This is a genomic window from Bacillus sp. FSL K6-1366, from assembly GCF_037976695.1.
Taxonomy (GTDB): domain Bacteria; phylum Bacillota; class Bacilli; order Bacillales; family Bacillaceae; genus Bacillus; species Bacillus subtilis.
In genome coordinates this window covers 1,814,649-1,837,233 of the sequence record NZ_CP150268.1, presented here as the reverse complement: position 1 = coordinate 1,837,233, position 22,585 = coordinate 1,814,649, and the positions used below count along the sequence as shown (strand labels likewise).

21 protein-coding genes and 1 pseudogene are annotated in these 22,585 nt (G+C 45.7%); 10 read left to right on the top strand and 12 right to left on the bottom strand.

Annotated elements, in window-relative coordinates; translation table 11 throughout:
* Nucleotides 1–94: 94 nt before the first annotated feature.
* Both MHI44_RS09630 and MHI44_RS09625 read right to left on the bottom strand, forming a co-directional pair.
* Complete coding sequence (locus MHI44_RS09630; RefSeq protein ID WP_339203382.1) at nucleotides 95–214, bottom strand: PhrC/PhrF family phosphatase-inhibitory pheromone; 120 nt, start codon at nucleotides 212–214, stop codon at nucleotides 95–97.
* Nucleotides 198–1,342, bottom strand: a pseudogene (locus MHI44_RS09625) (Rap family tetratricopeptide repeat protein). Before MHI44_RS09625 ends, MHI44_RS09630 begins: the two are co-directional and overlap by 17 nt.
* A gap of 2 nt (nucleotides 1,343–1,344) precedes the next feature.
* Between MHI44_RS09625 and MHI44_RS09620 the strand changes: the two are divergent.
* Genes MHI44_RS09620 through MHI44_RS09610 form a run of 3 tightly spaced genes read left to right on the top strand, consistent with a single transcriptional unit; the run spans nucleotide 1,345 to nucleotide 4,343 of the window.
* Nucleotides 1,345–1,575: a hypothetical protein gene (locus tag MHI44_RS09620; RefSeq protein WP_033883387.1), complete on the top strand. Its 231-nt coding sequence runs from the start codon at nucleotides 1,345–1,347 to the stop codon at nucleotides 1,573–1,575.
* Nucleotides 1,572–2,927 carry a YncE family protein gene (locus MHI44_RS09615; RefSeq protein ID WP_069322965.1) on the top strand — a complete coding sequence of 452 codons (1,356 nt, stop codon included), beginning with the start codon at nucleotides 1,572–1,574 and terminating at the stop codon, nucleotides 2,925–2,927. Before MHI44_RS09620 ends, MHI44_RS09615 begins: the two co-directional genes overlap by 4 nt.
* Before the next feature lie 39 nt (nucleotides 2,928–2,966).
* Nucleotides 2,967–4,343, top strand: coding sequence for a YncE family protein (locus MHI44_RS09610; protein ID WP_339203378.1), 1,377 nt, complete (start codon nucleotides 2,967–2,969; stop codon nucleotides 4,341–4,343).
* Between the two features lie 5 nt (nucleotides 4,344–4,348).
* On the opposite strand, the gene albG is transcribed toward MHI44_RS09610, so the two are convergent.
* From albG to sboA, 9 genes are read right to left on the bottom strand one after another with little or no spacing between them, the layout of a single operon-like run.
* The gene (gene albG / locus MHI44_RS09605; RefSeq protein WP_339203377.1) at nucleotides 4,349–5,050 is read right to left on the bottom strand and encodes an antilisterial bacteriocin subtilosin biosynthesis protein AlbG; all 702 of its coding nucleotides are present in this window, start codon (nucleotides 5,048–5,050) and stop codon (nucleotides 4,349–4,351) included.
* Complete coding sequence (locus tag MHI44_RS09600) at nucleotides 5,047–6,327, bottom strand: pitrilysin family protein (protein WP_128740808.1); 1,281 nt, start codon at nucleotides 6,325–6,327, stop codon at nucleotides 5,047–5,049. Before MHI44_RS09600 ends, albG begins: the two co-directional genes overlap by 4 nt.
* Before the next feature lie 4 nt (nucleotides 6,328–6,331).
* A complete protein-coding gene (gene albE, locus MHI44_RS09595) occupies nucleotides 6,332–7,492 on the bottom strand; it encodes an antilisterial bacteriocin subtilosin biosynthesis protein AlbE (protein ID WP_339203535.1) in 1,161 nt (386 codons plus the stop codon).
* Nucleotides 7,482–8,792 carry an antilisterial bacteriocin subtilosin biosynthesis protein AlbD gene (gene albD / locus MHI44_RS09590; protein ID WP_038829818.1) on the bottom strand — a complete coding sequence of 437 codons (1,311 nt, stop codon included), beginning with the start codon at nucleotides 8,790–8,792 and terminating at the stop codon, nucleotides 7,482–7,484. The genes albE and albD overlap by 11 nt, the downstream gene beginning before the upstream one ends.
* A complete protein-coding gene (locus tag MHI44_RS09585; RefSeq protein ID WP_003227564.1) occupies nucleotides 8,785–9,504 on the bottom strand; it encodes an ABC transporter ATP-binding protein in 720 nt (239 codons plus the stop codon). The genes albD and MHI44_RS09585 overlap by 8 nt, the downstream gene beginning before the upstream one ends.
* Entirely contained in the window at nucleotides 9,501–9,662 is a 162-nt protein-coding gene (gene albB / locus MHI44_RS09580) for an antilisterial bacteriocin subtilosin biosynthesis protein AlbB (RefSeq protein ID WP_003222006.1), read from the bottom strand. The genes MHI44_RS09585 and albB overlap by 4 nt, the downstream gene beginning before the upstream one ends.
* Before the next feature lie 12 nt (nucleotides 9,663–9,674).
* Entirely contained in the window at nucleotides 9,675–11,021 is a 1,347-nt protein-coding gene (gene albA / locus MHI44_RS09575) for a subtilosin maturase AlbA (RefSeq protein ID WP_085185524.1), read from the bottom strand.
* Between the two features lie 24 nt (nucleotides 11,022–11,045).
* Nucleotides 11,046–11,198, bottom strand: coding sequence for a bacteriocin-like protein SboX (gene sboX, locus MHI44_RS09570; RefSeq protein ID WP_010886632.1), 153 nt, complete (start codon nucleotides 11,196–11,198; stop codon nucleotides 11,046–11,048).
* Entirely contained in the window at nucleotides 11,155–11,286 is a 132-nt protein-coding gene (sboA, locus tag MHI44_RS09565; RefSeq protein ID WP_003222002.1) for a subtilosin A, read from the bottom strand. Before sboA ends, sboX begins: the two co-directional genes overlap by 44 nt.
* A gap of 312 nt (nucleotides 11,287–11,598) precedes the next feature.
* Between sboA and MHI44_RS09560 the strand changes: the two genes are divergently transcribed.
* The 4 genes from MHI44_RS09560 to fnr all read left to right on the top strand — a co-directional run bounded on the left by MHI44_RS09560 (nucleotide 11,599) and on the right by fnr (nucleotide 15,832).
* Nucleotides 11,599–12,027, top strand: a complete 429-nt coding sequence (locus tag MHI44_RS09560) for a DUF1934 domain-containing protein (protein ID WP_339203374.1) — start codon at nucleotides 11,599–11,601, stop codon at nucleotides 12,025–12,027.
* Nucleotides 12,024–13,694 carry an arginine--tRNA ligase gene (gene argS, locus MHI44_RS09555; protein ID WP_003227570.1) on the top strand — a complete coding sequence of 557 codons (1,671 nt, stop codon included), beginning with the start codon at nucleotides 12,024–12,026 and terminating at the stop codon, nucleotides 13,692–13,694. Before MHI44_RS09560 ends, argS begins: the two co-directional genes overlap by 4 nt.
* A gap of 135 nt (nucleotides 13,695–13,829) precedes the next feature.
* Nucleotides 13,830–15,017 carry a nitrate transporter NarK gene (gene narK, locus MHI44_RS09550; protein ID WP_014478287.1) on the top strand — a complete coding sequence of 396 codons (1,188 nt, stop codon included), beginning with the start codon at nucleotides 13,830–13,832 and terminating at the stop codon, nucleotides 15,015–15,017.
* A gap of 98 nt (nucleotides 15,018–15,115) precedes the next feature.
* Nucleotides 15,116–15,832, top strand: coding sequence for a fumarate/nitrate reduction transcriptional regulator Fnr (fnr, locus tag MHI44_RS09545; RefSeq protein WP_339203372.1), 717 nt, complete (start codon nucleotides 15,116–15,118; stop codon nucleotides 15,830–15,832).
* Nucleotides 15,833–15,863: 31 nt separating this feature from the next.
* Here the strand turns inward: fnr and MHI44_RS09540 are convergent, their stop codons facing one another.
* Nucleotides 15,864–16,583, bottom strand: a complete 720-nt coding sequence (locus MHI44_RS09540; RefSeq protein WP_277710306.1) for a YwiC-like family protein — start codon at nucleotides 16,581–16,583, stop codon at nucleotides 15,864–15,866.
* Between the two features lie 143 nt (nucleotides 16,584–16,726).
* Here MHI44_RS09540 and arfM point away from each other — a divergent pair, with 143 nt between their 5' ends.
* From arfM to narH, 3 genes are all read left to right on the top strand, one after another.
* On the top strand, nucleotides 16,727–17,203 hold the full coding sequence (gene arfM, locus MHI44_RS09535; protein ID WP_003243032.1) for a Crp/Fnr family transcriptional regulator ArfM: 477 nt from the start codon (nucleotides 16,727–16,729) through the stop codon (nucleotides 17,201–17,203).
* 218 nt (nucleotides 17,204–17,421) lie between these two features.
* Nucleotides 17,422–21,108 (top strand): nitrate reductase subunit alpha, encoded by a 3,687-nt coding sequence (locus MHI44_RS09530; RefSeq protein WP_153940019.1) that lies wholly within the window; start codon nucleotides 17,422–17,424, stop codon nucleotides 21,106–21,108.
* Nucleotides 21,098–22,561, top strand: a complete 1,464-nt coding sequence (gene narH, locus MHI44_RS09525) for a nitrate reductase subunit beta (protein WP_015250997.1) — start codon at nucleotides 21,098–21,100, stop codon at nucleotides 22,559–22,561. Before MHI44_RS09530 ends, narH begins: the two co-directional genes overlap by 11 nt.
* Nucleotides 22,562–22,585: the final 24 nt, after the last annotated feature.

Genomic DNA, 22,585 nt, shown 5'->3' with positions numbered 1-22,585 from the left:
TTTCCACTCTCTTCAAGATTATTGAAAAAAATCATAGCATGAATTGGGAGATTGGGTAAAGAGGGGACAAAAAAAACCGCCGATGGACGGCGGTTTAGATCATGGCGCGTTGCGCAACATCAAAATGTTCTGTTGATGAATTTGATACTTCGACTGTGATAAATACAGCACTCACAGCTAAACAAGCGAGTAATAATTTATACCTCCATTTCATATAAATTCACCCCCCTTGAATGTGCTGTCTTGCTTCTTCAACCTTTAAAAAGTAATGAGATGCTTTTTTGTAATTTTCCTGTTGATGATAATATTTAGCAACATCAAGTGCGAAGTCCTCAATATCTGCATACATCATTTTACTTTCAAGAAAAACAAAACATTTTTCTATCCGTTCCTCATCTGGTCCAGACAAGTATAAAGATTCCAAAAATTCAAACTCCGTTAGATACACGGTATCTCCCGCAGTTGCAGAATACTCTTTTCCTTTTTTATGATATTCACAGGCGTTATCAATCTTACCTAATTTAAAATAAATTTGTGTAATTAGGAAAAAAGCTTGTGGCAGTGAAGGGAGCATTTTAGATCCTTCAAATACTTGAATAGATTTTTTTACATACTCTATCGCTGATTCAAAACTGTTTTGGTTTTGCTTGCAGAGTGCTATGTTATAAAGTGTTCTTCCCATTAATTGGGGCTGCTGCTCTGTTTTTGCAAGTGTAAAGGCTTTTTGAAAATGGGCAATTGCTTTTTCGTATTGTTTTAAATCCAAAAAGTTGGCTCCGAATAAGGACTGGCATTGAATCATTCTGATATCATATGTAGTCTGTTCACTGTATATTTCGAATGCTTGACGTGCATAGTCCATGGAGACATAAGTTTGTTTCATATAATAATAGACTTCTGACATTTTGAAAAAGAATTCAGCTTTATCGATTTTATCTTTCACAAAAACCAGCTTGCTCTCAGCTTTTTTAAAGAATTGAATGGCTAATACATATTCCCGCTGATCCAGCTCATACATGCCTCTGAAGAAATTAAAATAGTACTCAAGCAGACCAGTTAAACGAGCCTGTTTTTTATCAATCTCAAGCAGCAGATCAGACAGTCTCGGCTGTTCCTCAATCCTCATTTTTTCTAACGGTTCAAGGTACTCAAGCATCAGGTTGTGCCGAAACTCCATCAGTGAATAGTACAAATGAAGGTCTTGATCTTCTTCCATTTGATCCAGCTCTTGCTTGATTTCTCGTCGCAAATATTCTGCATCGGGTATGCTAAATCGGCGTATGTACATATACCATTCGTTAATCTTTTCTCCGATGGAAGAAGAAGATATGACACCTGTCACGTTTGCAAATCCCTCCCTTCATAATTCTATATATGTCATATTTTATCATCAACATCCTTGTGAGAAGCGCAAAAAAACCGCAATTTTTTCTTTCGTTACACCGCATGTTTGGAGATATATTTTCAAAAAGAAGCGTTTACCCTCAGCAATTTGTACAAGCAAACACGTTACACTTCCATATTCTGTTATATCTGCGTGAGCAGTGTATGTCTGAAAAGGAAGTGAAGGAATGAGAAAAAACAAGCTTTCCTTTAAAGAAAAAGCAGGAGCAGAACAAGAAGAGTGCTTATGTTTTTGTGAGGGAGAAGCAAGCCGAGAAGCCATGTTTCAAGCGCCGATTGAATTACCTGAAGGGTTTGTCGTTGATCCGGCTGAAGCTGTTGCAAACGTGACGTGGAATGCAGACAGCCTTTCTTGTGTCAGTGACCGTTGCTTAATTCAAACGGGGCCAGAGCCTGATGAGGTCGGTGTTCAATTTGCAGTGCGCCTGCAGGGAACCGTTACGCTACTCGTCAGTGTCTCACCTGTGCGAAATCAATATGGACAAGGGGACGGGGCTGTTTCCGTCATTCACAATGCAGAAATCGATCAAGTCGTCTATTATTCCGATGAACCGGATGATTGCCCGGATATCAGTGACATCACGATTGAGAACCTTGTTGTTGTTCCGCCGTTTTACGGTAGTCCTTTATCGGTGACGGGGACGATTGTGCTTGTACCGGAGCCGGAACCCGTCTACGCGTTTACAGCGAATCCAAATGATCAATCAGTTTCTGTGATTGATACAAACACCCATACTGTTGTGACAACGATTGCTCTTCCGTACAATCCGGCAGGTATTGAAATTACGCCAGATAAAAGCGCTGTGTTTGTCTTACATCCCAACAATAATGTGATTTCTGTCATCGATTATGACACATTAACTGTGACAGCAACTATATTGCTGGATCAGCCGCCTCGATTGATTAGATTTATCCCTAATCATGAGTTTGCTTATGTTTTCACCGGTACTGCGGTTTATGTGATTGGAATTGATACGTTAACTGTGGATAGGTCGATTCCTGTAGAAGGGTATGATGTTGCAATCGATCCCAATGGGTTATTCGCCTATGTTCTGAATTTTGGTATAGTGCAAAAAGTGGACCTAACTACCGGTGAAGTCACAGGAACAATTGAACGAGAGCTTATCGTATCAACCATAGAAACAAATTGGCCGGAGCGGTATGCCTATGTATTAGAACAAGAATTCTTTTTTAATTATTTGACGGTTATTGATTTAAATACGTTTACCATCAGCAGCACCCAAGAGCTAGAGTATGAAGGGGAATATCGAATGTTTACGAGTGGAGCAGAGGTGTATTTATATGACGGCTTCACTGGCAATTTATATTCTGTCAGTCCAAATGGAGCAGGCGTTATAGGAAATGTTCCGCAGTCGGCAAGAGACTTTGCGTTTACCCCGAATGGCGAGTTTCTGTATGCAACTCATGTTCTAGAACAGAGCATCACTGTTTACAACACGGATGATTACTCCGTGGAGACTGTCATATCTCTTGGGGTTTCACCGGGAGCTATTGCGATTTAATCAACTATATGTTGTGCATTTCTAAAAGGACGTGAAATCATGAAAAAGAATGATCTTTCTGCTTTACAGGAAAATTGTTTCTGTTTTTGTGATGAGGAAATTAGCCGGGAAGCGCCGTTTCAAGTGCCGATAGATATCCCTGAGGGCTTCAAGGTTGATACGGCCGAAGCGTCAGCGGCTGTTACATGGAGTACAGACAATTTGTCCTGTATCAGTGAGCCTTGCTTAATCCAGACTGGGCCGGAACCAGAAGATATCGGTGTTCGATATGCTGTGAGAGTACAAGGGACCATTACGCTTCTTGTCAGTGTGTCGCCTGTGCGAAATCAATATGGACAAGGCAATGGGGCGGTTTCTGTGATTCATACTGAAGAGATTGATCAAGTTGTTTATTATGCAGCACAGTCTGGCCGCTGTCCTGATTTCAGTCAAATAACAGTGGAAGATCTGCTCACTGTACCGCCTTTCTACGGCAGTCCGCTTACGGTGACCGGGACACTTGTTTTACCGCCATCACCAGACCCTCAATCGTATGTGTTTACTGCCAATACTGGAGACAGCACGGTTTCGGTTATTGATGCAGATTTAAACACTGTTGTAAAAACAATCTCTTTTTCTGACGTGCCAACTAATCTAGGCGTTACTTTCGATAAAGCATTCACGTATGTCCTCCATGGAAATACCAACCTTGTCTCAGTGATTGATAATAAAACATTAACCATCATAAATACCATTACTGTTGGAGGAGGGCCGAGAAAGATCGAATTTGATCCAACAGATGAGTTCGCATACGTGATGGCCGCCGGATCTATATATGTGATTAACACGGCCTCTCAATCGGTCATTGATGTCATTCCGATACCCGGCGCTTTAGACTTTGCTCTTGATCCGAATGGACAGTATGTCTATACCGCTAATGGAAGCAGTTGGTCGGTTGATAAATATGATGTAAATACTGGGCAGTTGGTAGAAAGTATCATAGATACATTTGAATTTCCCAGTTTAATTGCAACTCCTTACGCTGGAAATTTTGCGTACGTATTGAATGGTGAGCTGTGGCCGAAAGGTGTAACGGAGATTAGTTTGTCACCATTAAGCAGGGGAGGGGACTTCAGCCGTTTATTTGAAACGCTGAGGACGATTGTATTTTCTCTCGATAGCACTAGAGCTTATTTTCTAGAGCCATATAGTGAACCGTTTCTCATTAATAACTTATATGTAGTTAATACGGCCAGACAGAGGATCATTGCAAACGTGTCTCTCCCCGGCGCTTTTGACCTCGCCGTAACGCCGGACAAACAGTATATTTATGCGGCACAGCCCAACGACAATGCTGTGACCGTGTACCGCACAAGTGATTATACAGCCGTGACGGTGATTCCGGTTGGCGCGGGTCCGTCTGCGATTGCGATGTAGCTATTTTATAGATCAAGAGAAGCGGTGCTGCGATAAGAGAATCGTTTATAAATAAATGATCCGATTTGCTGAATGGTAGCCAGGATAATCAGAAACAGCAGTTCACTTATAGAGAAACTGAGCATCCACCAAATCCCGGCTGCTGCCAGCGCTCCCGCAAACACTTTTCTGAACAGGCTGCCGTGCCGGAAAAGCTGCCGCAAATAAGTTCGCATGCAAAACAATAAATACAGAATCAGTAGCATCGCAAGTCCCATTGAAAGGGCAGGGGGCGTGTGAAGGCGGAAAGGGACGGCTTTAACGATTTCGAACATGCAGCCGAATATGATGACTTGGCACAACACGGCAGCCATCACGTATGTTTGGCGGACGTTTTTATAGCTGTCACGCAGCGATTTGACGTCTTCTGCATATCGGCTGCACAAGTTGTGTTGCTGAAAGTCACAGCAGCTTTGATGAGACTGTGTGAGTTTCTGAAAAGCTGCTGTCATGTTTTTCACGGAGTGGGTGACATAATGAAGATAGAGAAAAGCAGGCAGCATCAGGAGGGCAGCGGTACAAGCCAGCAGCCCGAGCCGCACAGCATCATTGTTGATCATCTGTACATATTGGGCGGCGGCTTCGGCAACGGCCTGAACCCAGCCGAAGGAATAAGCCGCCATACCTATAAGCAGCAATAAAAGGGTAAAGACAGTGTTTTTTTTCATTGTCTGATCGCCTCTTTCTGAGAAACGTGAATGATCGCTTTGTTAGAAGATGCCATTGCATCAATGAGAGACAAGAAAACCTGCGTATCCATATCTTGAATGATGTAGTACATGTCAAGAAACGAGCAATCGCACCTGTCACACTCAGCTGCCCACTCGAAGCATTTACGCACATAATCGCTGTCATAAATGATCGCGTCTGTCAAAGAATCCTTGCCGTATTGAAGCCAGGCGGCAACCTGTTCTTTCTTCTGTGTGACATAGTATGAAGCCACATCGATATAAGCTGAAGAATGGGTCCCTTGACTGTGAAGGATCAAGAAACCGCCATCCTCATAGATATAAGTCTCGGCTGACAAACGATCGATTTCTAGGCGGTACGTTTGCTGAATCTCTTGAAAAAACGGTGAATCTAATTGAAATAGAATACGAGCCGCGATATCCCAATAAAGCTTTATCGCCAACAGATCGTTTTGCCCGGGAAGTGCGCCGATCTGTAATCCGGTCCATGTATCTTCCATCCGCTCCTCATCACCCAGCACCATTTTTTGTGAGAGGGCTGGAGGGCATGCCGGGATGATTTTTCTTTCAGCATGATAATCCGGACGCTTTTCCAGCTGGAGGTGAGGAGGCAAAAGCGTTTCTGTATTTTCTGAGCCCCCAATCAAAAACAGCGTCATCCGATGGGCTTGGTAGGCAGCCTTATAGGCTTTTTGTAAATCACTGATGTCCAGCGCCTCAATATCTTCGATTCTGCCTGCGGGGAAAACGGCAGCTGGTGAGGAGGGAGAAAGCATGCTGATCAGCTGATAATGATATGAGAGCTGATGGTTAAGGTGTGCTGTTTGAATTTCGCTTGTAATCACAGCTTTTTCCTGAGCGACAATCTTCTTGTCAAATGAGTGGTTCCATAAAGCATCAAGCAGGATGGGGATCGTTTGTCTGAGCCGATCCGGTAATGAGGTAAACATGAAATTGGTATCGGTGTAGGTAGTGAATGCGTTTAAAAGCGCGCCATGCGCAAAAAAATCACTGTACAGATTGCGGCCGTTATGCCAGAAGAGAAGATGCTCTAAAAAATGCGCTGTGCCATACGGAAGCAGTGTATCACCGGATTCTGCCCGTATACATACATCCCGGCTTCCAAAATCGATTTTTACATTGCACAGCCGCAGGTGGGCGCGGGGGAATTTCAATCTGAATATTTTTAGTCCGCTGTCTGTGTATCTGATATCGGTTCGTTCATCCAGTTGTTGAAAAAAGGCTTTCTTTTCCATCTCTTCATCCCCTTACTACATGAGCTCCGATATAATTGATGGTCGCTATGAATTGCAATACATCACGGCATGTAACCGCTGAGATGCCATCCAGCAAGGCTTCTTTCGTGCAGGAGAAGCGGCGCAGGATCCCCATATAGGCCAATAGACCTTCGGGAGAATCGAATTGCAGCAGCAATTCATTGCGTAAAAACTGCTTTGCCTGTTCTAGTTCCCGCTCATCTGTATGAAAAGCTGAGACAGCTTCCAAAACGCGCGGGGGAATGTCTATCTCATGAAGCTGATCTGTACATATTGAAACAAGCAGCAAATTGTTCATGACATCGTAACGGGTGATAACGTGATAGACTGCCAGATCCTTCTCTCTGAAGTGCTTGAATAAAGCGGAATGGCCGTACTTTCCCAGTAATCCGTCTATTAGCTGTATTTTGATATAATCGCTGGCATCTTTCATCTCTCCGCAGTCAAATCCGAGTGTCAAGACGGAAGGACCTGCAGCGCTGCGTGTCTCTGTTTCAAAAACATGCCGGTTTACGGGTATTCTTTCGGACGTTACAGCGGACGTTTGCGGGGCATGTCCCCGAACATCACATGCTTGTACTTGTCCCAATATGTTCAGCTGTTTTTGCTGGGACACTAAATCAACGATAAAGTCCGTTGCGTCGAGAAACCGTTTAGGATGAATCGCCTTTATCCTGTCTCTCCGGCCAAACATGCCTGTGCCGTACATCGGGTTTCCGAAGACCTCCTCAGCCAAGCGCGCCGCCGAGTAGGAGAAAGGATCAGTGAATTTCTTTTCGATTCTCAGCAGCAGCTCATTCCTGGCCTTTTCAACTGCTTCGAATGAAAGAGAAGAAGGGAAAGACAAGTCTGCAAAAGTTTTCAGCAGGGCGTCAACATGAAGATTCCCGTTATATAATGGGTGAATCAAACGGGTCCCGCAGGTTTTCAGCTGCTGATCAAAAAAGAGATTCGCTGAGTACATGAAACGGCTGCCGGCAGCACAACCGAAAGCGTCAATAATTTGCTCCTTCAGGTATGCGGCGGCGCCGTAAAAATAAATCGTTTCTTCCTCAGGTTCCGCCGCGCTTTCGATCGGTTTCAGAAAGCTCGCGGCGATTGAAATAGTTGAAAATTGATGAGTCTTCAGCAGGTTAACTTCCAAGCCGTTCTCTTTTGCTTGTATCAAAGAAACCACCATCCTGTTTTTGCAGGTAATAGACTATGACCAGACCGGCTATCGGAATGACCGCCAAGGATACAGCGGTGCCGGCTAATGTGGCTAAGAATAGGGGAAGACAAAACAGATAAGACCGATATTTTGAGAAACCGCTCCATAGCTGCTGCTCCGTCTGCCAGCTGAAGGAGGGCCTTTTTTCATCCGCAGTTAACCTGATAAAAGCTCCCGCCAGCAGCAACTCAATGCACTGCAAAAAAGTGAGAACTGAAATCGGACGGCCGCTGATGAAACCCACAATCATCACGACAAGGAGAAATCCGCCTGCCAATAGGCCTGAATAAAAGCGATATTTCGCCCAAAACATCGTTTTCCGCTTGATCGGAAGCGTGATAAGCAGCATCCGGTCATTTTTTTCAATCGAATACAAAAGGGCGATCGGCGAGCAGATGAGCAAAAGCGCGGAAATCACGATATAAACCACTTGCTGATTGAAGATGCCGGTATTCATCATCTGGAACGAAAAGAAGCCGCTGAACGCCGCCATTACCGCGTAATTTAACAGCATCGCTTTAGAAGAGATAAATCGGTTCCATTCTCTTTTGTAAAACGAAAATTCAGATCGCCGCATAAATGAATGCATCTTGCTCTGCTGCGGAGGCGCCTGCAGAAAGACAGGAAAGTCAATGATCACCGCCCACAGCATATGCACCGCGCAAAGCGGAAGCGTGGCGGCCGGCATCAAAGCGGCGCTGATACATACACAGGCGAATATCGCCGCATGCAGCAGAAACATCAAGTTCTTCTTTTTGACGAAGTGGTTGCTTAGCACAACTCCGAAAATAATGGAGTAAACGGTAAAAAACGAAAACCTGCCGAGCCAAAACAATGTTTGCGCCCCTGACAGCGTTCCGTTTCCAAATAAGAACAGCGGTAAAATAAAAAAGAATAAAGTTCTTCTCAAACAGGTATCGACAAACAAAACGACACTCTGGGCGAGCCAAAAGCTCCGTGAAGAAATCGGCAGCAGGCAGCTCAGTTTCATATAAGATTCCTTCCATTGAGATGTCACAGAAAGAAACACCATATATGCGTTCATTAAGAGAAGCGCGAGTATGATATACGTTTTGCGCAACACCGATTCATCAATGCCGGCCTGGCGAATCAGCCCGATTTCAAACACGGCCAGAATGACAAGGCCTGCGGCAATGCGGATGGCGTCCTTTTTCCCTTGCCGGCTGTAAAGCTGTTTGAACAGCAAAGACATGATGGGGATTATGTTATTCATGGCCGATCACCTCGAAAAATTCCCGCCGCAGATCGGTCTCCTCTCCAATCGGAATGACCTTTTGGATCTGTTTGTTGTGAAGAATAGCCGCGTAATCACAAAATCTTTGCACGACATCGAGCAGATGAGAAGAAAACAAAATGGTCCCGCCTGCTTCACAGTACTCGCGCATTTTCTGATAAAAGACCTCTATCGATTCCACATCCAAACCGACGAGCGGCTCATCCAAAATAAATAGGGGAGCGCGCAGCAATAAGCCTGTCATCAATACAACCTTTTGCCTGTTCCCCAAGGACAGCTCCGAAATTCTCCTGTTGATGTATTTCGAAAAATGAAAGGCCTCGGCCAAACTGGCAAACTGCTGCTCTGAAAAATCCTTTTGATAAAGCGAATGGACGAAAGACACATAGTCCTTCGCCGTAATTTCTGTAAATAGCAGCGGATAATCGGCGGCGAAGTAACGGTGAGTCTTCAGCTGATCTGATGTTTTCTGCGGCATGCCGGCCTCCGCTTCAATTCCGCACAGTGTAAAGCGCCCGCTGAAATTGCGGTTCACGCCTGTCAGCGTATTAATCAGTGTCGTTTTTCCGGCGCCGTTTACCCCAAGCAATCCGTAAACGGCGCCTTTTTCTAAATGTAAATCTACTTGTTCTAAGATGACGTTGTCCCGTTCATACCAAACGGATACATCGTGTATATCCAAAATGCTCATCGCGAGTCAGCCTTCCGCGCGCGCATCCCGAACAGAATGGCAATGGCAATGAAAATCAGCGTAAACAGATAATCGCTTTTGACAAAATAGACGACTGCGCCGATGACAAAGATAAATGAAAGGATATACAGTAAAATTCTTCTTTGTGCTGGTGACAAATCGTTTCCCTCCTAAATAAGCTGGACCACGTCTTCTAATTGTTCATTTTTCGCCCAAGAGCAAATGTTTTTTCGGTGATATTTGTTAGAGTTCAGCCCTTTTAAGTAACAGCCTCCGCAATAGCCGCTGAACGGGCATTTGTCTTTCATGCAATGTTCACTGAACCGCGGCGCCTGCGCTTGCCACAGTTTATGGACGAGAGGGGAGTTAAAGATGCTTTCATAGGAATCATGAAAAATATTTCCCAATGAAAATTCCTTTGGAAAGAGGGCGCAAGGACGTACTTCGCCGAACGGGCTGATCACAATGGACTTCCAGCCAGCGCCGCAATTTGCCGCGCGTTTTCTCTCATAGGGAATAATCGGAATCAGATCTTTAAACTCATCAATCACATTTTGCTCGTATTCCATAAACTTGTGGTGCTGCTCGGCGTCTTTCGTTGGATGGACAATATCCCTGCCTCTTCCGAAATCATCAACCCAATTGTAAGAGAACGCCTTCGCCCCGAGATCCCGAACCTTTTGGGCCATATCGTGGATTTCCCACATGTTTTTTTCGAAGACAGACATAGCGACTCTGACAAATATACCGTGGTCACTCAACAATTTTATCGTTTTACAAGTTTGGGCAAAAGAGCCTTTTCTCCCTCTAAAGGAGTCATGGACCTCGGAATTGACACTATCTAGAGAAATGCCGACGATGATTTTTTGCTTGTAAGTCTTCAAAAGCTCCAGGCTCTCTTTTCGCATGAGTGTTCCGTTTGTTAAGACAGCGACTTTTTTGAACTTTTTACACACATAGTCAAGAATCTCATTGGCGTTTGGATGGACAAAAATTTCTCCGCCTGTGATTTCGCATGTCAATACACCGTTATCAAACAGCATATCAGCCGTTTTTTTGAATTGCTCAATCGACACGGTGCCGAGCGCTTCAGGTGAGCTTTCCAAATAACAGTGGGCGCATTTCAAATTACAGCGGTGCGTCAGTTCAAAGGTGGCGTGCAGGGGCATCGGAAATTCATTGCTTCCGCTCGTGGTGATTGTACGGCGGCTGGCCCGGTTTCCAAGCTGGATCACCTGCTTGTTCTGGAGCATGTTGAGCATGTCGTAATACCAATCTTTATGGTCTTCCGGTGATTCATCATACACTGCACATTGCTCAGCTAAAATCTGCTCAGCTGTTTTTTGGCCATCCATGCGCATGCAGAGCTCGTAAGCCGTTTTGTTGAGATCCAAATACTCAAAGTCAGAAATGGAGACATTATCGCGCAAGTAGTCGATTTCTAACACGCCGCCCTCAGGAAGCTGGTGAACTCTTACACTTTCATTAATAAATGGAAACATCTGCTCTATAAACAAAATACCATCCCCTATACATATGATTCAAATGAAAAACGGTTGTGTATGTATATCCAAGAGGTAGATTTTAGTTAAAAATTGTAATTTACTTAAAAAGGGCATAGTAGAATGACTATGCCCTTTTGGGAGATCCTTACCCCCATAGACCGAATAGACCTGTTGCACCGGCAATTTCAAAATCAGGGATAGGACCGTCCACTAGACAAGCGGCTCCGATCGAGCATGTTGCACAACCTTTGTTTTCTACAATGACAGCTTTTTTCATAATTGAATCCTCCCTTTTTTTGTTTTTCTAGCAGATCTATGTTGTACTTTTATCTTAAAACTATCAAATTACTAATTCAATACATATATTTTGAAAAAAATGTGAAAAGGAAATGATAGATTTCGGAAAAATGTAACATTTCCTAAAGGTAATTAGTGATATGATTTTCTCTTCTATATAAGGAAATGCTTTTTATGAGGTTTATCTTCAAATCTGATGAGCAATGATGGTAAGATAGAAGCAGTTGAAGTTTACAAACCGAATGATTATACTATTCAAGTCAAAGTGGAATGATGAAAAGGACGTGTCAGAATGAAGCAAGAGACACCGATAACACTCCATGTGAAGTCTGTGATCGAGGATGACGGAAACCAAGAAGTCATCGAATTCCGCACCACCGGATTTTACTATGTAAAACAAAATAAAGTGTATCTATCTTATTATGAAGAACACGACTTAGGCAAAGTCAAAACGATTGTGAAAGTAAGCGAAGGCGAAGTCCTGGTCATGAGGTCAGGCGCTGTCAAAATGAATCAGCGTTTCGTAACGAGAGCTTCCACAATTGCTAAATATAAAATGTCATTTGGTGAGCTTGAGCTGAAAACAAGCACAAAATCGATTCAATCTGATCTCGATGAAGAAAAAGGCCGTATCAGCATCGCATATGACATGCATGTCGGAGACGAGCAGGAGCATTTACATAATATGACGATCACGTATGAGGGAGGAACTCACGCATGAACATTGCGGAACAAATGAAGGACGTGCTGAAAGAAGAAATCAAAGCGGCCGTTCTGAAAGCGGGACTGGCTGAAGAAAGCCAGATTCCCAATGTTGTTTTAGAAACACCGAAAGATAAAACACACGGCGACTACTCAACGAATATGGCGATGCAGCTGGCAAGAGTGGCAAAAAAAGCGCCGCGTCAAATCGCTGAAGAGATTGTCGCCCATTTTGATAAAGGGAAGGCTTCGATTGAAAAACTGGATATCGCCGGCCCGGGTTTTATCAATTTCTATATGAACAATCAATATTTAACAAAGCTGATTCCGTCTGTACTGGAAGCAGGGGAAGCATACGGGGAAACGAACATCGGAAACGGTGAACGAGTTCAGGTAGAATTCGTATCAGCGAATCCGACGGGAGACCTTCACCTCGGGCATGCGCGCGGGGCGGCTGTCGGCGATTCCTTGTGCAACGTGCTTTCAAAAGCGGGTTACGATGTAAGCCGCGAATACTACATTAACGATGCGGGAAACCAAATCAACAATCTGGCGCTTTCTGTTGAAGTCCGTTACTTTGAAGCACTCGGATTGGAAAAACCGATGCCGGAGGATGGCTACCGCGGTGAGGATATCATTGCGATCGGAAAGCGTCTCGCTGAGGAATACGGTGATCGTTTCGTTAACGAAGAGGAAAGTGAACGCCTCGCGTTTTTCCGTGAATACGGCCTGAAATACGAGCTGGAAAAGCTTCGCAAGGACTTGGAAAACTTCCGTGTGCCGTTTGATGTGTGGTATTCAGAAACTTCACTGTACCAAAATGGAAAAATCGACAAGGCGCTTGAAGCGCTCCGCGAAAAAGGCCATGTCTATGAAGAAGACGGCGCGACTTGGTTCCGTTCCACGACGTTCGGCGATGATAAAGACCGCGTATTGATCAAGAAGGACGGCACGTACACGTACCTGCTTCCTGATATCGCGTATCATAAGGACAAGCTTGACCGCGGCTTTGATAAGCTGATCAACGTTTGGGGCGCCGATCACCACGGCTACATCCCGCGTATGAAAGCGGCAATCGAAGCGCTGGGGTATGAAAAAGGAACGCTTGAAGTAGAAATCATTCAGCTCGTTCACCTTTACAAAAACGGCGAGAAAATGAAAATGAGCAAACGGACCGGTAAAGCCGTAACGATGCGTGACCTGATTGAAGAAGTCGGCTTGGATGCCGTGCGTTACTTCTTTGCAATGCGAAGTGCAGACACCCATATGGATTTTGACTTAGATCTTGCTGTATCAACATCTAACGAAAACCCTGTGTATTATGCACAATACGCGCATGCACGTATTTGCAGCATGCTTCGCCAAGGGGAAGAGCAGGGGCTTAAACCGGCGGCAGATCTTGATTTCAGCCATATTCAATCAGAAAAAGAATACGATCTGCTGAAAACGATCGGCGGCTTCCCAGAGGCAGTGGCGGAAGCAGCGGAAAAACGAATTCCGCACCGTGTCACTAACTATATTTATGATCTGGCTTCTGCTCTGCACAGCTTCTACAACGCAGAGAAAGTCATCGACCCTGAAAATGAAGAGAAAAGCCGCGCGCGCCTGGCTTTAATGAAGGCAACGCAAATTACGCTGAACAATGCGCTTCAGCTGATCGGCGTATCGGCTCCGGAAAAAATGTAATCACGAACAAAAGGACAAAGTCTTCGGGCTTTGTCCTTTTTTTATGAGAAAAACGTGTGATGTAATTCACAATCCTGTTTGCCGAGTTTTTGTATGATAAGACTGATTATTGAATCATTGAAAGGGGCAAGCCAAATGATCAACCGTCAACACATTCAATTATCGTTACAGTCATTAAGCTTGGTGGCAGGGTTTATGGTTTGGGTGCTGATTTCATCACTCATTTCCCAAATCACATTAGATATTCATTTAAGCAAGGGTGAGATTTCTTTAGTGACCGCGATTCCTGTGATCCTCGGGTCGCTTCTCCGCATTCCTTTAGGGTATTTAACGAACAGGTTTGGCGCGCGGCTCATGTTTATGGTCAGCTTCATCCTGCTTTTATTTCCTGTATTTTGGATCAGTATCGCGGATTCTCTGTTTGATTTAATCGCAGGCGGCTTTTTCTTAGGGATCGGGGGAGCGGTGTTTTCCATTGGGGTGACCTCCCTCCCGAAATATTATCCGAAAGAAAAGCACGGTGTCGTCAATGGGATTTACGGTGCAGGAAATATCGGGACAGCCGTTACGACATTTGCAGCGCCGGTTATCGCTCAAGCCGTCGGGTGGAAATCAACCGTGCAGATGTATTTGGTTTTGCTGGCTGTCTTTGCCTTACTGCACGTTTTGTTTGGCGACAGGCATGAGAAGAAGGTCAAAGTTTCTGTTAAGACTCAAATCAAAGCCGTTTACCGAAATCATGTGCTATGGTTTCTGAGCCTGTTTTATTTTATTACGTTCGGTGCCTTTGTCGCCTTCACTATCTATCTGCCGAACTTTCTGGTGGAGCATTTTGGGCTGAATCCTGCAGATGCCGGCTTGCGGACGGCTGGCTTTATTGCGGTTTCTACGCTGCTCAGGCCTGCGGGCGGATTCCTGGCTGATAAAATGAGCCCGCTCCGCATCTTGATGTTTGTTTTTGCCGGGCTTACATTATCAGGCATTATCCTATCGTTCTCGCCGACAATCGGCCTTTATACGTTTGGATCATTAACTGTGGCCGTCTGCTCAGGCATAGGAAACGGGACTGTTTTTAAACTGGTGCCTTTCTATTTTTCGAAGCAAGCGGGGATTGCCAATGGGATTGTGTCTGCCATGGGCGGATTAGGCGGCTTTTTTCCTCCGCTCATATTGGCGAGTGTATTTCAGGCAACAGGCCAGTACGCGATCGGGTTTATGGCGCTTTCAGAGGTGGCGTTAGCCAGCTTTGTCCTTGTCATATGGATGTATTGGCAGGAAAGAATGAAAACACACACGGAGAGAAACAGCCAGAGCATCAACTAACACTGGGGCATTCACAAGATTGTTAGTTTTTTCTCGATGGGTACAAATCAATTCACGTTACAATAAACACACAACGTGACTTTCTTCGAGGTGAGCTCATGAATTTTCTCTCTGTTCGACCATCTGATAGTGATCTTATATCCAGCGATCTGCATGAACTGCTGGAATCGATCAGCACGAAAAGAAAAATGGAAAAACACACGTATTTGTTTCGAGAAGGAATGGATGCAGAAGAGCTTTATCTGATTCAATCAGGACTCATTGAAATCGGCAAGCTGACATCTGACGGAAAAGACCTGACGCTTAGAATCTGCCAAAAGCATGATATCGTCGGAGAATTAACACTTTTCACTGAAGAACCGAGGTATATGCTCAGTGCAAAAGTGCTAGAGGATGGCGAGGTGCTCGTCATTAATAAAAATAAGCTGGAAAAAGAATTAATCCAAAACGGCGCTTTGACATTTGAGCTCATGAAATGGATGAGCACGCACCTCCGGAAGATTCAGTCCAAAATCAGGGATCTGCTTCTTCATGGCAAAAAGGGGGCGCTCTATTCCACCCTTATCCGTTTATCAAACAGCTACGGAGTGGAGCGAAGCGACGGCATTCTGATTAACATTGTCCTGACAAATCAGGATTTGGCAAAGTTTTGCGCGGCTGCACGGGAAAGCGTCAATCGTATGCTCGGAGATCTCCGCAAAAAAGGGGTTATTTCGATAGACGAATCCGGAAAAATTATTTTGCACAAGCGGGACTATTTACGATGTGAGATTGAGTGTGAAAATTGCCCGCTGGAGATTTGCAATATTGACTGAAAAAAACAAGGACAGCGGTGTCCTTGTTTTTTTACCTTGTGATAAACAGGCACATGACGGCAAGAAAGAAGCAGGCATTCACGATTTCCAGAATGCCAATCGTTTTTACGGGCCAATCCCTTCCATGAAAAAACCATGCCCGCAAGCTGCTCGGGATAAAAGCGAGAAACGCCCATCCTGCTCCGAAAAGAGCGGATAAAAAGGGGAGCAGCAGGTGATATCCCCATGACCAGTATGCAAATGCCCCGTTTTTTCTCTCGCGGATCACCGATTTCACATAAAAGGAACTCCCGATAAAAAATAAAGCAGACTGCAAGAAAATAAACCAAGCCCAGCCGTCAAGGGTTCCCATCCCCAGCCAGCAGCTCGCAAACCCGCCCGAACAAAAGAACAAGACACCTGCAACATCATTCAATAAGGCTCGTTCGTTTTTTCTGCGGGCAAAATACATATGTATGAGAAACAGCGGCAGTAAAGAAACGCCCACCCAGATGAGAGGCGGCTTATGAAAGACCGAGATCATCAAAAAGCAGCAGGCGGGAAAACCGTAATAACACATCCACTTTTGATATGGTTTGCTTTGTTTCTTTTTTAAGGCAAGCGTAACGGGATAAACCGCTAAGTATAGGAAAAGCCAACCAAGGAAGAGCGGAATATGCCAAATAACGGGGCCTCCCTTGACCATGCCGAGTAAAAATGGGATCAGCAGCATCGCCCACGCCCCGTGCTGCTTCGGAATCAGCGCCTTCATCGAAATCCTCCTTTTTTCTTTCATTATAAATGCATTCACCCTCCTGATAAGTGACATTCATCATACAGGCTGTGAAATACATCACTGCTGTACAGGCTCAGTCGAGCTACACTAAAGCTATCCTTAGCACAGGAGGTTTTCCTATGAATCAGTGTGACTATTTATTATTTCTGAAACAACTTCCTATGTTTAATGAAGTGCCTCTATCCATTGTCGAAACCTTGCTGAAAAACGGCACGTTTATCCGCGGTTCATGTGATCAGTCTCCATCTTTTCTTCATTCTCAATCTGTTTATATTGTATTAAAAGGCAGTGTCCGTTTTATGGACACAAGGCTCCCTGAAGGGTCGAAAACCGTTGCGCTGTGGGAAAAAGGCGATGTGTTTCCGATTGATGAAAAAGGCGGGCTTTATTTATCGCCCTTTATCTCAGTCAATGCCACTTCAGACATTCTGATTCTCAACATCCCATATTACATATTTAAGAAAATGATGTCTTATCATCCGCAGCTGCAAATGAACTTTTTGGCTATGCTTCAGCAAAATGTTTTTTGTTCCTATCAATTATTTTTGCGGTATTTGCATACATCACAGGATGAAAACGCTGAGCCCGGTTCTTAAATAGAGCCGGTTTTTTTTGATCTTTGAATGAAAGGCAGCTAATGACCCAAGCGTTCTGCCTGAACGCAGCCTTCCTCACATCCTGTGAAAAGCCTTCCTTCTCCTTTGTGTGAACATTTTGTGAAAAAAGCAGAGTGTGTGACATAGTTCACAAGGAAACACGCTGTCTCTGTTTATAGTGAACTTAGCATCACCTGACTCGGAAGGAGTGAACTCTCATGAAGAAAAAGAAAAGGAGTCCGTTGTTTAGGAGATTGAATTATTTCTCTCCTATCGAACACCATTCAAATAAACATAGCCAAACCACCCGCGAAGATCGCGATTGGGAGAATGTATACAGAAACAGATGGCAGTACGACAAAGTCGTTCGCTCCACCCACGGCGTTAACTGTACAGGGTCTTGCAGCTGGAATATTTATGTGAAAAACGGAATTGTCACGTGGGAAGGGCAAAATTTGAATTATCCTTCAACAGGCCCGGATATGCCTGATTTTGAACCGAGAGGCTGCCCGCGGGGGGCCAGTTTTTCATGGTATATCTACAGCCCGCTGCGTGTGAAATATCCATACGTGCGCGGTGTACTGATTAATTTATGGCGGGAGGCACTGCAAGAACATCAAAATCCATTGGAAGCCTGGAAATCGATCGTCGAAAACCCTGAAAAAGCGAAGTCCTATAAACAGGCGAGAGGGAAAGGCGGTTTTGTGCGTGCTGAATGGCCGGAGGTGCTGAAGCTGATTTCAGCCTCTCTGCTGTATACAGTGATGAAATACGGGCCTGACCGAAACGTCGGTTTTTCTCCGATTCCGGCCATGTCCATGATCAGCCATGCATCAGGCTCCCGGTTTATGTCGTTAATCGGAGGCCCTATGCTCAGTTTTTATGACTGGTATGCGGATCTTCCACCAGCATCCCCGCAAATTTGGGGTGACCAGACGGACGTTCCGGAAAGCAGTGATTGGTACAATTCCGGCTATATTATCACATGGGGCTCCAACGTTCCGTTAACGAGAACGCCTGACGCGCATTTTTTGGCGGAGGCCCGCTATAAAGGCGCTAAGGTCATTTCGATCAGTCCGGATTTTGCGGAATCCTCAAAGTTCGCGGATGACTGGCTGAGTATTCGCCAAGGGACTGACGGGGCGCTTGCGATGGCGATGGGTCACGTCATTCTGCAGGAATTTTACGTGAACCAAGAAACTGAACGTTTTATTGAGTACGCGAAGCAATACACTGATTTTCCATTTCTCGTCACCCTGTCAAAAGAAAATGGCGTATACACAGCGGGACGGTTTCTGCATGCGAAGGACATCGGGCGGAAGACAAAGCATGATCAGTGGAAGCCTGCGGTTTGGGATGAACAGACAAGTTCATTTGCCATACCCCAAGGGACAATGGGCTCGCGCTGGGACGGGCAGCAGAAATGGAACCTGCACATGATTGATGAAGAAACCGGGGAACCGATTGAACCCCGTCTCTCTGTGCTGGGAATAGAGGACGAAATCGGCACGGTGCGCATCCCGTATTTTTCAAATGACGGAAACAAAGTGCTCGAGCGGGATCTTCCTATTAAAAAAATGAACCTGAACGGTGAAGAAACGTACATCACGACCGTGTTTGACTTGATACTGGCTAACTACGGCGTGAACCGGGGTATCGGCGAACGATCGGCTGTCTCCTATGATGATCCTGAGCCGTTTACGCCTGCCTGGCAGGAACAAATGACAGGAATCAAAAAAGAAGCTGTCGTTAAGATTGCCAGAGAGTTTGCCCAAAATGCGATCGATACAGACGGCCGGTCCATGATTATCGTAGGGGCCGGCATTAACCACTGGTTCAACTCCGACACGATCTACCGAGCGGTGTTAAATCTTGTTTTACTTGTAGGCGCCCAAGGCGTAAACGGCGGAGGCTGGGCCCATTACGTGGGGCAGGAAAAGCTCCGACCTGCTGAAGGGTGGCAGACGATTGCAACTGCAAAGGACTGGGAAGGCGTGCCCAAGCTGCAAAACGGCACCTCATTTTTCTACTTTGCGACAGATCAGTGGCGTTATGAGGACCAGCCGATCAGTGATTTGGCATCGCCGATTGCTGCGTCATCCCGCTACAAGCACCACGCTGATTACAATGTGCTGGCGGCACGGCTGGGGTGGCTTCCGTCTTACCCGACTTTCAATCAAAATGGTATCGATCTGTATAAAGAAGCTGAAAAAGCAGGGGCAGCAACACCTGAAGACGTTGGTGCGTACGTGGCCTCACAGCTCCAAGAGAAAAAACTGAAATTCGCGATTGAAGATCCCGATAATGAAGTGAATTTCCCAAGAAATCTCTTCGTATGGCGGGCAAATCTGATCTCAAGCTCAGGAAAAGGGCATGAATATTTTCTCAAGCATTTGTTAGGGACGACGAACGGCTTGATGAATGACGACAGCGACAGCATCCGCCCTGAAGAAATCAAATGGCGGGAGCAGGCGCCGGAAGGAAAGCTCGACTTGTTAATCAATCTTGACTTCCGAATGGCCGGTACGGCGCTGTATTCCGATATCGTGCTGCCGGCGGCGACATGGTATGAAAAACACGATCTCAGCAGCACAGATATGCATCCGTTCATTCATCCATTTGCTCCTGCGATCTCGGCTCCGTGGGAATCGAAGTCAGACTGGGATATTTTCAAGGCGCTGTCAAAAGCCGTTTCCGATCTGGCAGAAGAAGTCGATATGGAGCCCGTGAAAGAAGTGGTTGCGACGCCGCTCCTCCACGACACCATGCAGGAATTGGCCCAGCCATTCGGCAAAATCAATGACTGGAGCAAAGGCGAATGTGAAGCCATTCCGGGAAAAACGATGCCGAACATCCAAGTCGTTGAACGGGATTACAAACACATTTTTCATAAAATGACTGCACTTGGTCCGAACGTTGCTTTAAAGCCGAGCGGAACAAAAGGGATGAGCTGGTCAATAGCCGATGAATATGAATCACTCAAACAGAGATTGGGAGAAATCACCTCGGACAGTGTCGCAAAGGGATGTCCAAATATAAGTGAAGCAAAGCAGGCTGCAGAAGCGATTTTAACCCTATCATCCACTTCGAATGGAAAGGTCGCCGTCAAAGCATGGGAATCACTTGAAAACATCACGAACCTGAAGCTGAAAGACCTGGCGGAAGAACGCGAGGAAGAATGCTTTACGTTCGAACAAATTACAGCCCAGCCGAAAACGGTGATCACGTCTCCAGCGTTTTCCGGCTCTGAAAAAGGAGGGCGCAGGTATTCGCCGTTTACAACGAATGTTGAAAAATTAATTCCGTGGCGGACGCTGACAGGCAGACAATCCTATTATGTCGATCATGAACTGATGATGGAATTCGGTGAAACGATGGCGACATTCAAACCGATCCTCCAGCATCGCCCGTTTCTGAGCAAGCGGCCTGATCAAGAGGGAAAAGAAATCGTCCTCAATTATTTGACGCCGCATAATAAATGGTCTGTCCACAGCATGTATTTTGATTCTCTGCCGATGCTGACGCTGTTCCGCGGCGGGCCGACCGTGTGGATGAATAAAGATGATGCAGAGGACACGGATATCAAAGACAACGATTGGATTGAATGCTTCAACCGAAACGGCGTTGTCGTCGCGAGAGCCGTTTTGTCTCATCGGATTCCTAAAGGAATGGCGTTTATGCACCATGCCCAGGACCGCCACATCAACGTGCCCGGCACAAAGCTGACGAATAACCGCGGAGGCACCCATAACAGCCCGACAAGGATACACGTTAAGCCGACCCAGATGATCGGGGGCTATGCCCAGCTCAGCTACGGCTTTAATTATTACGGTCCAACGGGGAATCAGCGCGACCTGAACGTCGTCATCCGCAAGCTGAAGGAGGTCGATTGGCTTGAAGATTAAAGCGCAAATCGGTATGGTCATGAACTTGGATAAATGCATCGGCTGCCACACGTGCAGCGTCACCTGCAAAAACACGTGGACAAACCGTTCCGGTGCGGAATATATGTACTTCAATAATGTAGAAACAAAGCCGGGCATCGGCTACCCGAAGCAATGGGAGGACCAGGACAAATATAAAGGCGGCTGGACATTGAAAAAAGGAAAGCTCGAGCTGAAATCGGGCTCGAAAACCAATCGGCTTGCAGGCCTTTTCTATAATCCGAATCAGCCGTCGATTGATGATTACTATGAGCCCTGGAACTATGATTATGAAACATTAACGAACAGCCCGCAGAAAAAACACCAGCCAGTAGCACGCCCGAAATCGTCCTTGACGGGGGATTTCATGAATATCGAATGGGGACCGAACTGGGAGGATGATCTCGCGGGCGGCCACATAACGGGACTTGAAGATCCCAACGTACAAAAGATGGAGGAATCGATCAAAACAGAATTCGATGAGGTCTTTATGATGTATTTGCCCCGTATTTGCGAGCACTGCATCAACCCGGCGTGCGTCTCATCCTGTCCATCCGGCGCCATGTACAAACGCGAGGAGGACGGCATTGTGCTTGTGGATCAAAACGCATGCCGTTCATGGAGATATTGCGTCTCATCCTGTCCTTATAAAAAAGTCTATTTTAACTGGCAAACGAACAAAGCGGAAAAATGCACACTCTGCTTTCCGCGTTTGGAGGCGGGACTGCCAACCATCTGCTCTGAGACGTGTGTTGGCAGAATCCGCTACCTCGGCGTCATGCTGTATGACGCGGACAAAGTGGAGGAAGCGGCATCTGTTGAAAATGAAAAGGATCTCTACCATTCCCAATTGGACGTTTTTCTTGATCCGAATGATCCTGAGGTTGCCAAGCTGGCAAAAGAACAAGGCATTCCGGCTGAATGGATAGAGGCTGCGCAGCAATCGCCGATCTATAAAATGATCATTGACTGGAAGATTGCGCTGCCGCTTCACCCAGAGTACCGCACGCTGCCAATGGTGTGGTACATTCCGCCGCTCAGTCCGATTATGAATCTCTTTGAAGGAAAAGGCAGCCGGCAATCCGCAGAAGATATTTTTCCGGCTATCGACCAAATGAGAATCCCGATTGATTATTTGGCGCAGCTGTTAACAGCCGGTGATACGGATCATATTCGGTCAACGTTAAAGAAAATGTCTGTCATGCGCCAGTATATGAGAGCGAACCAGACGAATAAATCAATCGACCCGGAACTGATCTCCAGTGTCGGCTTAACAGAACAGCAAATTGAAGATATGTATCGGCTGCTTGCGATTGCCAAATATGATGACCGCTTTGTGATACCGAGCAGTCATCGAGAAGAAGTTTCAGATTTATATGCTGAACAAGGGAGCTGCGGCTTATCATTTTCAGGCGGCCCCGGCTCCTGTTTCTAACTTTTGATAAATGAGGTGTAACAA

Coding starts and splice junctions, on each gene's coding strand:
- MHI44_RS09630 (WP_339203382.1), bottom strand. CDS start 214: ATGAAATGGAGGTATAAATTATTACTCGCTTGTTTAGCTGTGAGTGCT.
- MHI44_RS09615 (WP_069322965.1), top strand. CDS start 1,572: ATGAGAAAAAACAAGCTTTCCTTTAAAGAAAAAGCAGGAGCAGAACAA.
- MHI44_RS09610 (WP_339203378.1), top strand. CDS start 2,967: ATGAAAAAGAATGATCTTTCTGCTTTACAGGAAAATTGTTTCTGTTTT.
- albG (WP_339203377.1), bottom strand. CDS start 5,050: ATGAAAAAAAACACTGTCTTTACCCTTTTATTGCTGCTTATAGGTATG.
- MHI44_RS09600 (WP_128740808.1), bottom strand. CDS start 6,327: ATGGAAAAGAAAGCCTTTTTTCAACAACTGGATGAACGAACCGATATC.
- albD (WP_038829818.1), bottom strand. CDS start 8,792: ATGAATAACATAATCCCCATCATGTCTTTGCTGTTCAAACAGCTTTAC.
- MHI44_RS09585 (WP_003227564.1), bottom strand. CDS start 9,504: ATGAGCATTTTGGATATACACGATGTATCCGTTTGGTATGAACGGGAC.
- sboA (WP_003222002.1), bottom strand. CDS start 11,286: ATGAAAAAAGCTGTCATTGTAGAAAACAAAGGTTGTGCAACATGCTCG.
- MHI44_RS09560 (WP_339203374.1), top strand. CDS start 11,599: ATGAAGCAAGAGACACCGATAACACTCCATGTGAAGTCTGTGATCGAG.
- argS (WP_003227570.1), top strand. CDS start 12,024: ATGAACATTGCGGAACAAATGAAGGACGTGCTGAAAGAAGAAATCAAA.
- narK (WP_014478287.1), top strand. CDS start 13,830: ATGATCAACCGTCAACACATTCAATTATCGTTACAGTCATTAAGCTTG.
- fnr (WP_339203372.1), top strand. CDS start 15,116: ATGAATTTTCTCTCTGTTCGACCATCTGATAGTGATCTTATATCCAGC.
- MHI44_RS09540 (WP_277710306.1), bottom strand. CDS start 16,583: ATGAAGGCGCTGATTCCGAAGCAGCACGGGGCGTGGGCGATGCTGCTG.
- arfM (WP_003243032.1), top strand. CDS start 16,727: ATGAATCAGTGTGACTATTTATTATTTCTGAAACAACTTCCTATGTTT.
- MHI44_RS09530 (WP_153940019.1), top strand. CDS start 17,422: ATGAAGAAAAAGAAAAGGAGTCCGTTGTTTAGGAGATTGAATTATTTC.